This is a genomic window from Sodaliphilus sp. (genome assembly GCF_045598405.1).
Classification (GTDB): Bacteria; Bacteroidota; Bacteroidia; order Bacteroidales; family Muribaculaceae; genus Sodaliphilus; species Sodaliphilus limicaballi.
The window spans coordinates 1-13,205 of the sequence record NZ_JAZLLZ010000080.1 but is presented as its reverse complement, the minus strand read 5'-3'; the positions used below and the strand labels follow the sequence as shown (position 1 = coordinate 13,205).

The 13,205-nt window shown below is 49.8% G+C and carries 13 protein-coding genes and 2 tRNA genes; 6 read left to right on the top strand and 9 right to left on the bottom strand.

Features of this window, described 5'->3' with window-relative positions; genetic code table 11:
• Positions 1 to 11 precede the first annotated feature (11 nt).
• From ACKI3C_RS06375 to ACKI3C_RS06355, 5 genes are all read right to left on the bottom strand, one after another.
• Positions 12 to 1,178, bottom strand: coding sequence for an AIR synthase related protein (locus ACKI3C_RS06375; protein ID WP_407403196.1), 1,167 nt, complete (start codon positions 1,176 to 1,178; stop codon positions 12 to 14).
• A 13-nt stretch (positions 1,179 to 1,191) separates the two neighbouring features.
• The gene (locus tag ACKI3C_RS06370; RefSeq protein WP_407403194.1) at positions 1,192 to 2,049 is read right to left on the bottom strand and encodes a phosphatidate cytidylyltransferase; all 858 of its coding nucleotides are present in this window, start codon (positions 2,047 to 2,049) and stop codon (positions 1,192 to 1,194) included.
• A gap of 160 nt (positions 2,050 to 2,209) precedes the next feature.
• Positions 2,210 to 3,010, bottom strand: coding sequence for a nitrilase-related carbon-nitrogen hydrolase (locus ACKI3C_RS06365; protein WP_407403192.1), 801 nt, complete (start codon positions 3,008 to 3,010; stop codon positions 2,210 to 2,212).
• A 31-nt stretch (positions 3,011 to 3,041) separates the two neighbouring features.
• Positions 3,042 to 3,578 (bottom strand): 1-acyl-sn-glycerol-3-phosphate acyltransferase, encoded by a 537-nt coding sequence (locus ACKI3C_RS06360; protein ID WP_407403190.1) that lies wholly within the window; start codon positions 3,576 to 3,578, stop codon positions 3,042 to 3,044.
• Between the two features lie 28 nt (positions 3,579 to 3,606).
• The gene (locus ACKI3C_RS06355; RefSeq protein WP_407403188.1) at positions 3,607 to 3,942 is read right to left on the bottom strand and encodes a hypothetical protein; all 336 of its coding nucleotides are present in this window, start codon (positions 3,940 to 3,942) and stop codon (positions 3,607 to 3,609) included.
• A 160-nt stretch (positions 3,943 to 4,102) separates the two neighbouring features.
• On the opposite strand from ACKI3C_RS06355, the gene ACKI3C_RS06350 reads away from it, so the two are divergent.
• The 5 genes from ACKI3C_RS06350 (at position 4,103) to ACKI3C_RS06330 (ending at position 6,774) form a co-directional block, all read left to right on the top strand.
• Positions 4,103 to 4,175 (top strand) — tRNA-Glu (locus ACKI3C_RS06350).
• A gap of 13 nt (positions 4,176 to 4,188) precedes the next feature.
• Positions 4,189 to 4,261 (top strand) — tRNA-Glu (locus ACKI3C_RS06345).
• A 401-nt stretch (positions 4,262 to 4,662) separates the two neighbouring features.
• Positions 4,663 to 5,412 carry an MlaE family ABC transporter permease gene (locus ACKI3C_RS06340; RefSeq protein ID WP_407403186.1) on the top strand — a complete coding sequence of 250 codons (750 nt, stop codon included), beginning with the start codon at positions 4,663 to 4,665 and terminating at the stop codon, positions 5,410 to 5,412.
• Positions 5,409 to 6,209 carry an ABC transporter ATP-binding protein gene (locus ACKI3C_RS06335; RefSeq protein WP_407403184.1) on the top strand — a complete coding sequence of 267 codons (801 nt, stop codon included), beginning with the start codon at positions 5,409 to 5,411 and terminating at the stop codon, positions 6,207 to 6,209. The genes ACKI3C_RS06340 and ACKI3C_RS06335 overlap by 4 nt, the downstream gene beginning before the upstream one ends.
• 7 nt (positions 6,210 to 6,216) lie before the next feature.
• A complete protein-coding gene (locus ACKI3C_RS06330; protein WP_407403182.1) occupies positions 6,217 to 6,774 on the top strand; it encodes a GNAT family N-acetyltransferase in 558 nt (185 codons plus the stop codon).
• Positions 6,775 to 6,968: 194 nt separating this feature from the next.
• On the opposite strand, the gene ACKI3C_RS06325 is transcribed toward ACKI3C_RS06330, so the two are convergent.
• The 4 genes from ACKI3C_RS06325 to ACKI3C_RS06310 all read right to left on the bottom strand — a co-directional run bounded on the left by ACKI3C_RS06325 (position 6,969) and on the right by ACKI3C_RS06310 (position 10,654).
• Entirely contained in the window at positions 6,969 to 7,295 is a 327-nt protein-coding gene (locus tag ACKI3C_RS06325) for a hypothetical protein (RefSeq protein ID WP_407403180.1), read from the bottom strand.
• Positions 7,286 to 7,939, bottom strand: a complete 654-nt coding sequence (gene aat, locus ACKI3C_RS06320) for a leucyl/phenylalanyl-tRNA--protein transferase (protein ID WP_407403178.1) — start codon at positions 7,937 to 7,939, stop codon at positions 7,286 to 7,288. The genes ACKI3C_RS06325 and aat overlap by 10 nt, the downstream gene beginning before the upstream one ends.
• A gap of 71 nt (positions 7,940 to 8,010) precedes the next feature.
• The gene (locus ACKI3C_RS06315; RefSeq protein ID WP_407403176.1) at positions 8,011 to 10,320 is read right to left on the bottom strand and encodes an AAA family ATPase; all 2,310 of its coding nucleotides are present in this window, start codon (positions 10,318 to 10,320) and stop codon (positions 8,011 to 8,013) included.
• 25 nt (positions 10,321 to 10,345) lie between these two features.
• Entirely contained in the window at positions 10,346 to 10,654 is a 309-nt protein-coding gene (locus ACKI3C_RS06310; RefSeq protein WP_407403174.1) for an ATP-dependent Clp protease adaptor ClpS, read from the bottom strand.
• A gap of 113 nt (positions 10,655 to 10,767) precedes the next feature.
• Here ACKI3C_RS06310 and ligA point away from each other — a divergent pair, with 113 nt between their 5' ends.
• Positions 10,768 to 12,765, top strand: coding sequence for an NAD-dependent DNA ligase LigA (gene ligA / locus ACKI3C_RS06305; protein ID WP_407403226.1), 1,998 nt, complete (start codon positions 10,768 to 10,770; stop codon positions 12,763 to 12,765).
• Positions 12,766 to 13,205 lie beyond the last annotated feature (440 nt).

Here is a 13,205-nt window from a genome sequence, read left to right as displayed (position 1 = left end):
AATGCTAGAATTTAATATTCAAATGTTCCTGCCTCGGATTTTATTGTGAGATGATTCTGCGCTGCATCTTCAACATGGCCTATCACATGCGCGTCAATGTTGAAACTGCGTGCGATGTCGATAACTGCTTGCGCGTCGTCAGGACTCACATAGATCTCCATGCGGTGTCCCATGTTGAATACCTGGTACATCTCTTTCCAGTCGGTGCCGCTTTGTTCCTTGATGGTTCTGAACAGCGGAGGGATGGGGAAGAGGTTATCTTTAATCACATGCTTGTTTTCGACGAAGTGCATGACTTTGGTCTGTGCACCGCCGGTGCAATGCACCATACCGTGGATTGCTGAACGCATCTGTGACAGTAATTGCCTTATTACAGGGGCATAAGTGCGTGTGGGCGATAACACTAGCTTGCCTGCATTGACGTCAACTCCGTTAATAGGGTCGTTTAGTTTTAATCCTCCCGAGTAAACTAGGTCATCGGGAACAGCTTGGTCATAACTTTCGGGATATTTCTCGGCCAGGTATTTGCTAAACACATCGTGTCGTGCCGATGTGAGACCATTGCTGCCCATGCCTCCGTTATAACAGTCTTCGTAGGTGGCTTGTCCAAATGATGCTAGCCCCACAATCACATCGCCACCTTTAATATTGGCGTTGTTGATAACTTGGTCGCGTCTCATGCGGCAAGTCACGGTGCTATCAACAATAACCGTGCGCACAAGGTCGCCCACGTCGGCTGTTTCTCCGCCGGTGGCGATGATGTTTACACCCAATTCATTGAGTCGGTCAAGGAATTCCTGTGTCCCGTTGATGAGAGCACTTACCACTTCACCGGGAATAAGGTTCTTGTTGCGGCCAATGGTTGAAGATAACAAGATGCCCTCGGTGGCACCCACACATAGCAGGTCGTCTATGTTCATTACTATGGCATCTTGGGCAATGCCTTTCCACACGCTCAAATCACCTGTTTCACGCCAATAAACATAAGCAAGCGAAGACTTGGTGCCAGCGCCATCGGCATGCATGATGTTGCAGTATTCTGGATCTCCTCCTAGGACGTCAGGGATAATCTTGCAGAACGCCTTGGGGAATAATCCTTTATCGATGTTTTTAATTGCATTGTGTACATCGTCTTTCGATGCCGAGACGCCTCTCATGTCATAGCGTTTATTGCTCATAAGAAATAGTGATTTAGTGTATGAATGCCTTTATGTTATATACAACTATTGCGAGGTAAACCAGTGTTGCCGGTGCTACCAGAAGAAGACTATCGATGCGGTCAAGGATGCCGCCGTGTCCGGGGATGAGCTTTCCGGAGTCTTTAACTTCGAGGGTTCGCTTGATTAAAGACTCTGTGAAGTCGCCAAATGTAGCCGCAAGTGCCACCACAATGCTAAGGCCTATCCAAATACCCAGAGGTGGGCACTGGAAGAAGTCGTTGAACCAGTGGTGAGTTGCGTAAGCCGCAGCAATGCATAGCAGAACACCGCCTATAAAACCTTCCCAAGACTTCTTGGGAGATACCCTTTTGAAAAGTTTGTGCTTGCCGAGGGTAATGCCCGACAAGAATGCACCTGTATCGTTGATCCAGATAAATGCAAAAATTCCAAGCAGTATGCGAGGTGCTGTGATTGCTATGATGGTGTTGAGCATGCCTAGTGGCAGTGCAACGTATCCTATTGCAAAGAATGAACGCGTGAGGCTGTGCACCGCGTTTTGCTTGGGGCGGTAAAGCTGGATTATAAAACGCACCACTAAATAAGACGCGAGAGGAATGAGCCACATGCCTTGTGACGAGACCTCTTCTTTGCTCATGAGATACATGGTGAGGAACAAACCGATTCCTCCAAGCATATCTACCATTATGATTAGCCATGACTCGTGTTCTTCCTTGCGTGTCATAGTATAGATTTCGTTCATACCTAGGGCAACAAAAAACGACATCAGCGCAAGATAAGCGTAGGGAGAGTTTTCGAGCAATAAAATTGCTGAAATGATGAGTCCTATATAGACTGCACCCGAGGTGGTGCGTAGAATGATATTTTTCACAATTTTCTTTTATTAATAATAATGTGCAAATTTACATGTTTTATTTTGTTTGGGCAAGTTTGATGGCTTAAAGTATGTTATAAAAGGCAAGAACAGGGCTATCTATTCGTCTTTGACGAACAGAATGACTATTCCTTTAAACTGGAAAATTATTGTAGCGTTATTTCAATGTGAAAGGGTCGGCATCGCGCCACGCAGGGAACTTGCTGCGGAATTTCTCGAGGTCCTCGGGCGAGAAAGAGGCAGTTGCGATGGGTGTTGTGTCGCTGGTCTGCGAAATGATTTTACCCTTGAAGTCGATGATAAATGACGAACCATGGCCATGTTCGGCGCCATAACCGTCAATGCCAGCTCTGTTCACTCCGCACACAAAGCATTCGTTTTCCATAGCCCTTGCGGTGAGCAGTGTTTGCCACACGTGTTGTCTTGACGATGGCCAGTTGGCCACAGCAACAAGTATGTCGTAGTTATTGTTCACGTTACGGCAGAATACAGGGAAGCGCAGGTCGTAGCATACGATGAGTTTAATGTTGAATCCGCGGAATCGGATAATGGGCGCCTGGGTGTGTCCGTGATGATATATCTCATTTTCTCCGCCGAAGGCAAATAAGTGTTTCTTGTCGTAAAAAGTGTCCTCACCGCTAGGCTCAATGAAAAAAGCGCGGTTAAACAGCTGCCCGGCTGTGGCTGCAAGGAAACTGCCGCAGAATGCAACTTGGTATTTCTGTGCCAGTTCGTGCAAAGTTTGCATCGTTTCTCCGCTATTACGCTCGGCTAGTGCTTGCGCTTCGTCGCGATTGCCTGTGATGAAGCCGGTAGAGAACAATTCTGGCAGAACCACAAGGTCAGTGCCTTGGGGCACCAGCGCGAGTTCACGTTTGAGCTGCTCCATGTTTGCGGCTTTGTCGCCCCAAACGATGTCTTTCTCAATGAGTGCAATGTTGAAATTACGTTTAAGCATAGCGAGTGTGATGAGGAATTAAACGAATGGGTTAATAAGCAAATTTCTCGGGGTACTTTGCATTGAATTGACTGTAATATTTCTTTATTTCAGCCATGTCGGCGTCGATGTTGCCGGTAAGTTCAAAGATGCGGTCGATGCAAACTACTTTTTGCTTATAGTCAAAATAGGCAAGAACAAGAGGAACGTTGGCTTCGCGTGCGATGTGGAGGAAACCGGTTCTCCAGTTTTCGTTACGAGAGCGGGTGCCTTCGGGCGTAATGCCTATTGCAAGCGAATCATGGGAATTAAATGCCGCTATCACATCGTCCGAAACGCGTTTGTGCTTGCGTTGTGTGACGGGAATGCCTCCTATTGCCCGCATGAAATATCCCAGTGGGAAGAAAAACCAAGTGTCTTTCATTAAGAAGCCGGCTTTCATTCCCACTGAGCGTATAGCAAGTTCACCCAAGATGAAATCCCAGTTACTGGTGTGCGGCGCTATTGCGATTAGGCATTTAGGAGTAGGCGGGATGTTTATTTTAAATGACCATCCTATTTTTTTGAGCAACCAAGCAGGGATATTCATGTTGTAGTGAGGAATTTATAAGTCAGGATTAAGCCTTCTTGGGCATGAGTTCGTTCATCTTCACAGCTACTTCTTTCAGAGTGGTAGTCATGAGTTCGCAGATACCGTTAACCACTTGTTTAGAGTGAGCGCGACGAGCCTTCTTGTATTCTTTGCCATTGGCAAATTCTTTGGGTTGTTTTTTGAAGCTTTCAGACACGCGGCTAACAGCTTCGGCTTGCAGCAACGCTACCTCGAGAATGATCTTGTCCCAGTTTTCATAATTTGCCTCGTTGCCGAAAGTCTCAGCAGCAAAGATGCACTCACCTGCAACATCACCGCATGTGCGGCAGATTGCTTTTTTAAGTTGTCTTTTGTTTGCCATAAAATTTATAATTAAATATTATTGTTGTGTAAAGGTACAAAAAATAATTGTAAACAGGTGCGATAAACACGAAATAATGACGAAAAAATAAAAAAAGAGATTTTTTTGTTGAAAAAACTTGCACAATTCAAAAAAATGCAGTAACTTTGCAACGCAATTCGGTGATATCGTCTAGCGGTCTAGGACGCCGCCCTCTCACGGCGGAAACCAGGGTTCGAGTCCCTGTTTCACTACAAAAATGCATTCGGTGATATCGTCTAGCGGTCTAGGACGCCGCCCTCTCACGGCGGAAACCAGGGTTCGAGTCCCTGTTTCACTACAAAAGCAAGCAACAATGCTTGCTTTTTTTGTGTGTATGGTCATGGTATTCTTGTGTTTCGACGTATCCACGGCATGCCTGCATGGCGGATTTGGGATTAGCGGATTTTCCAGGATTGTTAAGGTAACTCAACTTTAGCATGTGAAACCATTTGAGCCTCACCTATTTGCTCCGATTAGCGTCCTGCTGGACGCAGTGCGTATTGCATTTCTTCCCCCACCGCCACTTCGTTCGGCGGTGGGGGTTATTTAGGTATTGTCCTACCGGACAACAAATTAGCAATATTTATTATCAAATGCTAAAGTTGAGATATTAATTATTTTTAAATTCTCATTGTTGTGCCATGTCTTTCATAAAAAAGATGTATCTTTGCAGTTTAGATAATTAATACAGAATAAAACATGTTACTAACAAAGGGCCTAAACGGCTTTGGAGAATATCTGAAATTCTTGTGGACCACGATAGGCGTTCCCGAGAAATGGCGCGAGTTTTTCAAGCGTTACACAAACGAGATATATAAGTTGGGCATCGACTCTATACCGTTGATTCTCATCGTGTCGGTGTTCATCGGTGCGTTGTGTACAATCCTTATCAAGCTTAACATCAACAACCCCATGCTTCCCCGCTATGTTGTGGGCATGACTACTCGCGAGATTATCTTGCTGGAGTTCTCGTCATCGATCTTGTGCCTTATCCTGAGCGGAAAGATAGGGTCAAACATTGCCAGCGAGATAGGCACGATGCGTGTCACCGAGCAAATAGATGCTATCGACATCATGGGCATCAACTCTGCCAACTTCCTGGTGCTGCCCAAGGTTGCTGGACTCATCACAATCCTGCCAGTGCTAGTAATCATCTGTATGTTCACGAGTTTGATGGGCGGATACCTGGTGTGTGTGCTCACTGGCATTGTCGATGTTGATACTTATGTATATGGTATTCAGACCATGTTTATCGAGTGGTATGTGTGGTTTGCGCTCATCAAGTCGCTTTTCTTTGCGTTCTTGATATCTTCAATCTCGTCCTACTTTGGCTACACCGTTAAGGGCGGTTCGGTAGAAGTGGGAAAGGCAAGTACCAATGCCGTGGTGATGAGCAACATCATGATTCTCGTGTTTGACGTGTTATTAACTAAACTCATGCTGCAATGATCGAGGTAAAAAATCTCAAGAAGTCGTTTAAGGACGGTGATTCGATGCGTCAAGTGCTCTTTGGCATAGATGCAAAGTTTTATGATGGAAAAACTAATCTGATTATCGGTCAGAGTGGCTCGGGCAAGACTGTACTCATTAAGAACATCGTGGGTCTATTTAAACCCGATGAGGGCCAGATTCTCTATGATGGACGTGACATAACCGTCATGGACGGCAAGCAGCTTAAAGAGCTGCGCAAGGAAATAGGCATGCTGTTCCAGGGTTCGGCGCTCTTCGACAGCGAGACGGTGATGGGGAATGTGATGTTTCCTCTCAAGATGTTTTCGACGATGACGGTAGAGGAACAGCTCGAGCGCGCGCAGTTCTGTATCGACCGTGTAAATCTCACTGGCAGCGAAAACAAGTTTCCCAGCGAGCTATCGGGTGGCATGCAGAAGCGTGCCGCGATTGCACGCGCCATTGCTCTTAATCCTAAATATCTGTTTTGTGACGAGCCCAACTCGGGACTTGACCCAAAGACATCTATCGTGATAGATGAGCTGCTCTACGACATCACCCACGAGTATGGCATCACCACTATCATCAATACCCATGACATGAATTCGGTGATGGGAATAGGTGAGAACATCATCTTCGTGAACAAGGGACACCTGGGGTGGAACGGCACGAAGGACGAAATCTATGACCAGGACAATGACGACCTGAACAACTTCGTCTATGCCACCGACCTCTTCCGCGACGTGCGCAAGTATCGTCTCGTGCACGGTTACCAGCGCACTATCCCCGCGAAGTAAAACCAGCATGGGAGAGAAAGGGTTGACATTCCGTGCGGCAACTATTCACGACGCTCCGTTTGTGGCGGTAGTGATGATGGAGGCTGTGGGTAAGGAATACATGGAGCGAGGCGTGGAGCCCTCGGGCCATGTGCTGGAAGTGTGCCGCCGTGATGACACGCTTTACTCTTATAAAAATGCTGTGATAGCAATGCTTGACGGCAAGCCTGTGGGAGCGCTCATTTCTTATCCCGGCGAGGGCTATCATGAGGTTAAGGTTCGCACGTTTGCCCCGATAAGGGACCTTTTGGACTTTGACCCTATGGCAATGGACGATGAGACGCGCGCCGGGGAGTATTACCTTGACAGTGCAGCGGTGCTGCCCGAGTACCGCGGACGAGGCTATGGCCGTGCCGTCATCGAGCATGGTATGCAGCTCGCGAAGCGCATGGATAAAGTTGCGGTACTAGCTTGCGACCCCGACAATACCGGGGCCTATGACCTGTACACTAGCTTGGGCTTCAAGGTTGATGGCACACTCCACATTTTCGGCGAGGACTACCTGCGCATGGTATGTTTGCTATAACAGTTTCTAGTCACTGACATTATTACATTCGGTCAGTAGTGACCTAAAGTAGTTTTCGGCTTTCAGTTTTTGAATAATATCATGACTTATTTGCTGTGTCATTGATGTCAAGGATTCATTGCTACTCTTGCAAAGGTAATCAAATTAAATGTAATTACAAACGCAAACGCAAACGCAAACTTTTTCAAAAAAAACTACTTGCCCACGTGTTCCCAATCGCCTTTCTTCGAATTGTAGAGGAACAGGTTTCCGTGCTCGTCGGAGTAGAACACGTTATATTGCGTGCTGTCGATGAGAATGTAGAATGGCCCCACGTTTTGCTGGGTGTTGTCGTAGCCTATTTCTTGTTCGGTCTTGGGATACTTGCCTGTGACTTTGTGGTATTGCTCCACGAAGTCGATGAGAGGCTGCGCCATGCGTTTATAGTGCCATGTGAAATAGGCGTTGCACCCCACGGGAAGCAACACCAGCAATGCCAGGCATGAAACGATTGTCGCTATTTTCTTCTTGTCTATTTGCATCGCCGCAAGATTTCCATGTATTCTTCGTAGGGGATGTATCGGGCGCCCATAGATTTGAGGTGTGGTGTTTCGATCTGGCAGTCAATCATTTTCCATCCCAGTGATTCCAAGTGCCGTGCAAGGCCTATCAGTGCTAGTTTCGATGCGCTGGGCACGCGAGAGAACATGCTCTCGCCTATGAAGCATCCATTCACGGTGACGCCGTAGAGTCCACCCACCAGGTTTTCGCCCTCCCACACCTCGACGCTTGCAGCCATGCCCAGGTTGTGCAGCGCGGTGTAGGCTTTGACGATTTCGGGTCCCAGCCATGCTCCCTCCATGTAGTAGCGGCCATCGACAGTGCGGCAACCGTTGATCACGCCGCCGAAGTCCTCGTTGACCGACACGCGGTATTTCTCCTTGTTGATGAGCGATTTCATCGAGTGCGACACGTGTATCTCGCTGGGAAATATCACAAAGCGCTGCATGGGGCAGAACCACACGGGCTCGTCCCAGTCGCGGAATGAGAACCACGGGAAGATGCCGTGGGCGTAGGCTAGTTCAAGGCGCTCCACGCTCAAGTCTCCTCCCACGGCGAGCATGCCGTCGGGTTCGCCCAGGTGCGGGTCGGGGAATATGAGGTCCTCGGTGAGTTGGAATATCATTTTTTTTTTTAGTTTTTGATAGTTTTTGATAGTTTTTTATAGTTTTTTATAGTTTTTATAGCTGCTAATCCTTAACCTTTATTTTGTTTCACTTTGAGGGTTAGGCCGGTGGTGCGTAGTACTAGGTGGGCTGTGCCGCCTTCTTTGAGGCCGCCGAAGAGAATTTCGCGCATGAGTATGGTTTTGAGTCGGTTGTGTATCACACGGTCCATCTCGCGTGCTCCATATTCCTGCGAGTATCCCTCGGTGAGCAGTTGCTCGCGAGCATTGGCGGCCACGGTAAGCTTCACGTTGCGTGATTTGAGCAGCGTGCGCAGTTCGCCCAGTTTCTTGTCGAGGATGAGGCTTGCCATGTTGTGGTCCATGTCGTTGAACACCACCACGCCCGATAGGCGGTTGATGAACTCGGGTTTGAACGTCTGCTTCACTTGCTTGAGCATTGCGCTGCCGGCAGTGGTCGTTGATGCAAATCCCACGCTGGCATGGCGGGCATATTGCGCCCCGGCGTTGCTGGTCATGATGATCACCACATTCTGGAAGTGAGCCTTGCGTCCCTTGTTGTCGGTGAGCGTGCCGTAGTCCATCACTTGCAGCAAGATGTTGAAGATGTCCTCGTGGGCTTTCTCAATCTCGTCGAGCAGCAACACGCAGTCGGGTGCACGACGCACAGCGTCAGTGAGCAGTCCGCCGTCGTCATATCCCACGTATCCTGCCGGTGAGCCGATGAGCTTGGCCACGGTGTGCTTTTCCATGTATTCGCTCATGTCGAAACGCACCAGTTCCACACCCAACTCGCGCGCGAGCACGCGTGCAACTTCGGTCTTGCCCACGCCGGTGGGCCCCACAAAGAGCAGGCTTGCCAGCGGTTTGCCCGGGTCGAGCAATCCGGCCTTCGACATCTGCACAGCCTCGACCACATCGGTCACAGCGGTGTCCTGGCCATAGATCTTGTCGAGCATGCGCTGTTTGAGCGTCATCAGTCGTGTGTCATCGTCGTTCTTTTCTTCAAGGGCGTTGACACGTGCCACGCGGGCAAGCACTTGGGCGATGAGTTTCTTGTCAACGGTGCGTTTGTTGCCGTGTTTGCCCATTTGCAGCAGTGCGCCGGCTTCGTCGATGATGTCGATTGCCTTGTCGGGCAGGAAACGGTCGGTGATGTGCTTGGCGCTTGCCGTTACCGCCATCTCCAGTGCGTCGTCGTTATAGGTCACGCCGTGGAACTGCTCGTAGGCGTCTTTCAGCGCCTTGATGATTTTTATTGCCTCGTCGATGCTAGGCTCGAGCACGTCGATGGTTTGGAACCGGCGCATGAGCCCCTTGCTGCGCGAGATGTTGCGGTTATATTCCTCGTAGGTTGTGGCGCCGATGAAACGCACGCTTCCGCCCTCGAGATAGGGCTTTAGCATGTTGGAGGCATCAAGCGAACCGCTGCCCGTCTGCCCGGCTCCCACGATGTTGTGAATCTCATCGATGTAGATGATCGCATTGCCTTCATGTACAGCGCCTTCGAGAATGGACTTGAGTCGTTTCTCAAAGTCGCCACGGTATTGGGTGCCGGCGATGAGCGACCCCATGTCCACCTCATAGATGCGGCTGCCTATCAGCTTCTCTGGCACGTTGCCGTCCTGGATGCGTTGTGCCAGGCCATAGATGAGAGATGTCTTGCCCACTCCGGGCTCGCCCAGGTGCAGCGGGTTGTTCTTGTCCTTGCGGCACAGCACCTGGATGGTGCGTTCCAGCTCGTCGTTGCGGCCTATGAGCGGATTATGGTCGTTGATGTGGTCGTTGACACACACTACAAGACTGTGCCACGGTGTGCTGAAAGGATCGCTGTCGCCCCATGGCAGGTCCTCGTCGTCCCATGGCAGGTCAACTTCATCCTTGTCGTTATCGTTATTGTTATCGATGTTGCTGTCGTTATCATTATCATACTCGTCGAGCAGCGTGGCGATGAAATCGCCCTCGCGGTCGCCCACGAGCGCGGCAAGAGTGTTGCATGCCCAAGAGTCTTCAAGCTCGAGTATCGCTGTTGTCATCATGGGCACAGTGATGTTCTTTCGGTCGCTGCTATACACTTTCTGGATGCATATTGCAAGCAGTGTTGTCAATTGCTGTGACATTGAGTCGGCGATGCTGGGGTACTCTTTGCCTTCAATGCGTTTTTCCTGTTTTCCGATGATATCGTCAAGCATGTCGGTCATGTCCTTGACGTCGTCGCTGTGCACGTTGATAAGAGCCATGACCCGCATGAACTTGGGTTCCTGGAGCATGACCTTGAGCAGCACCTCAGGGGTGACGAGCTCCAGGTTGAGCTTTTCAGTCATCTGCAAGGCACTGTTGAGAAGCTGCCATGCGTTATCTTCATATCCTATCTGATCCATAATAATTGTATTAAAGGGGAAATTTTTACTCGGGTTCGCACTTGAGTCGCAGCGGGTAGCCGTTGTCGCGAGCCTGCTGCATGGCTTGGTTGCTCAGGGTGAGTGCTCGGTCTAGGGTATAGACCCCGGCGATGCCTTTGCCCTGGTGGTGCACTTGTAGCATCACGGCATGGGCATGGGCAGTGTCCAGCCTGAAGATGTTGGTGAGAATTTCCACCACAAAGTCCATGGGGGTGAAGTCGTCATTCACAAGAATGACTTTGTACATGTGTGGTACCTTGAAATTGAGCCGTGTGCGCTCCTTGATTCCGCCTTGAGTGTCTTTTTGTGCCATAATAGTTTACAATATAGACTGCAAAGGTAGCACAAAAGTGGCATAGTTGGGTGGTGGGTATTGATTTTTTTTGTAATTTAGCGGTGTAAAAAAAAGAATATAACGGTATGGACATGTTTCAAATGCGCATTGAGGAGTTGCGCAAGCAGCTCAATGAGCACAATTATAACTACTATGTGTTGAATGCCCCGGTGATCAGCGACCAGGAGTTTGACGCGCTCATGCGTGAGTTGCAGGATTTGGAGGAGAGTTATCCCCAGTATGGCGACCCGCTGTCGCCCACGCAGCGCGTGGGCAGCGACATCAACAAGGCCTTCAAGCAAGTGACCCACGAGCGTCCCATGATGTCGCTGGCCAACAGTTACAACATCGACGAGGTGCAGGACTTCCTGCGACGCGCCCAGGACGGCCTGGGAGGCGAGTCGTGTGAGATCGTGGGCGAGATGAAGTATGACGGCACAAGCATCTCGGTGACCTATGAGAACGGGCGCATGGTGCGTGCCGTGACACGAGGCGACGGCACCCAGGGCGATGACGTGACTAATAATGTCATCACTATCAAGAGCGTGCCATTGCAGTTGCCCGACGGCATGGACTATCCCGAGAAGTTTGAGGTGCGCGGCGAGATTCTCTTGCCGTGGGCTTCGTTTGAACGTCTCAACGAGGAACGACAGTTCAACGAAGAACCGCTCTTTGCCAATCCTCGCAACGCTGCCGCCGGAACGCTGAAGCTGCAAAACAGCGCAGAAGTGGCTCGCCGCGGACTGGATGCTTATTTTTACTTCATGCTGGGCGACAACTTGCCTTTTGAGACACACATGGAGAGCATTGAGGCTCTCAAAAAGTGGGGCTTCAAGACCGGAGAACTCACCATTCTCAAGTCTATCGACAGTGTGAAGGACTTTATCGACCACTGGGACGTGGAACGAAAGAAACTCCCTGTGGCAACCGATGGACTGGTGTTCAAGATCAACTCGCTGCGCCAGCAACTCAACCTGGGTGCGACCGCCAAGTCGCCGCGATGGGCGATTGCTTATAAGTTCGCCCCTGAACGTGAGTGCACGAAGTTGCACAGCGTGTCGTTTGAGGTGGGCCGGTCGGGAGTCATTACTCCGGTAGCCAATCTGGAACCGGTGTTGCTGTCGGGGACAATAGTAAAGCGAGCCTCGCTGCACAACGAGGATGTGATACGCTCGCTCGACATTCACGACGGCGACATGGTGTATGTGGAGAAAGGCGGTGAGATTATCCCCAAGATTGTGGGCGTCGATACCAAGCAGCGCCAGGCTGGTGCCCAACCCTTGCAGTTTGTCAAGGAATGTCCCGTGTGCGGCACTCTGCTCACCCGCATCGAGGGAGAGGCGGCGTGGGTGTGCCCCAACAAGTGGACTTGCCCGCCGCAAATCTATGGCCGCATTGAGCACTTTGTGGGCCGTCACATGATGAACATTGACGGAATAGGCGAGGAGATGGCAATCACACTCTATAATGCTGACTTGGTGAAGGATGTTGCCGACCTCTATGACCTCACCTTCGAGCAGCTGGTGTCGCTCGACCGTTTCCAGGAACGCAGTGCCAACCGTATCTTGCGCGGCATTGAGGAATCGAAGAACGTGCCCTTTGAGCGTGTGATCTTTGCACTCTCAATCCCCTTTGTGGGCGAGACTACTGCAAAAGTGCTCGCACGCAACGTGCACAACATCGACACACTCATGGCGATGCCTGCCGAGCAACTTGCCACTATCAACGAGATAGGCGCCAAGATTGCCGAATCGATAGTGGAATTCTTTGCTGTGGACAAGAACCGTGAGATAGTGGAACGCCTGCGTGCTGCGGGCATCCAGATGGCAGTGAGCGAGGAAGAACTTGCGTCGCACAGCGACAAACTTGCAGGCAAGAAGATCGTCATCAGCGGTGTGTTCACCCAGCATTCCCGCGAGGAATACAAAGCCATGATAGAGAAAAACGGAGGCAAGAACGTCAGTTCAATCTCGGGCAGCACCGACTATGTTTTTGCTGGGGCCAATATGGGTCCTGCCAAACTTGAAAAAGCCCGCAAACTAGGCATCCCTATTATTGACGAAGCTCAATTCCTCGCCATGATCGAGTGAAATGGCATCACATAAAAAGAAATATTGCTGTCCGGCTAAATCACGAGAGTTGTTCTAACTTCCCCAAACACAGTGCTTGCAGCGCAGGCTATTTTCTAAGCATAAAAATCAAAATAAAAATATTTTCTTTTTTTACCAGACAACAATAAAAAAGAAAGCCTAGAAATTCTAGAAAATCTAGAAGCTCTAGGCTTTTTTTGCTGTGAATATAGTTACTCAACTTTAGCATGTGAAACCATTTGAGCTTCACCTATTTGCTCCGATTAGCGTCCTGCTGGACGCGGTGCATGTTGCATTTCTTCCCCCACCGCCACTTCGAATGTTGGCAAAGGTTCGCTATCCGCGGCACCGGCTTCGCCGACTTACCGCTGCTCACTTTGCCGAGCTCGCTTCGCTCGGTTCGGCGGTGGGGGTTATTCAGGTATTGTCCTGCCGGACAA

Bases quoted from the DNA above. Each gene is read 5' to 3' on its own strand.
- ACKI3C_RS06375 (WP_407403196.1), bottom strand. From the start codon at position 1,178: ATGAGCAATAAACGCTATGACATGAGAGGCGTCTCGGCATCGAAAGAC.
- ACKI3C_RS06365 (WP_407403192.1), bottom strand. From the start codon at position 3,010: ATGCTTAAACGTAATTTCAACATTGCACTCATTGAGAAAGACATCGTT.
- ACKI3C_RS06360 (WP_407403190.1), bottom strand. From the start codon at position 3,578: ATGAATATCCCTGCTTGGTTGCTCAAAAAAATAGGATGGTCATTTAAA.
- ACKI3C_RS06355 (WP_407403188.1), bottom strand. From the start codon at position 3,942: ATGGCAAACAAAAGACAACTTAAAAAAGCAATCTGCCGCACATGCGGT.
- ACKI3C_RS06340 (WP_407403186.1), top strand. From the start codon at position 4,663: ATGTTACTAACAAAGGGCCTAAACGGCTTTGGAGAATATCTGAAATTC.
- ACKI3C_RS06335 (WP_407403184.1), top strand. From the start codon at position 5,409: ATGATCGAGGTAAAAAATCTCAAGAAGTCGTTTAAGGACGGTGATTCG.
- ACKI3C_RS06330 (WP_407403182.1), top strand. From the start codon at position 6,217: ATGGGAGAGAAAGGGTTGACATTCCGTGCGGCAACTATTCACGACGCT.
- ACKI3C_RS06325 (WP_407403180.1), bottom strand. From the start codon at position 7,295: ATGCAAATAGACAAGAAGAAAATAGCGACAATCGTTTCATGCCTGGCA.
- aat (WP_407403178.1), bottom strand. From the start codon at position 7,939: ATGATATTCCAACTCACCGAGGACCTCATATTCCCCGACCCGCACCTG.
- ACKI3C_RS06315 (WP_407403176.1), bottom strand. From the start codon at position 10,320: ATGGATCAGATAGGATATGAAGATAACGCATGGCAGCTTCTCAACAGT.
- ACKI3C_RS06310 (WP_407403174.1), bottom strand. From the start codon at position 10,654: ATGGCACAAAAAGACACTCAAGGCGGAATCAAGGAGCGCACACGGCTC.
- ligA (WP_407403226.1), top strand. From the start codon at position 10,768: ATGTTTCAAATGCGCATTGAGGAGTTGCGCAAGCAGCTCAATGAGCAC.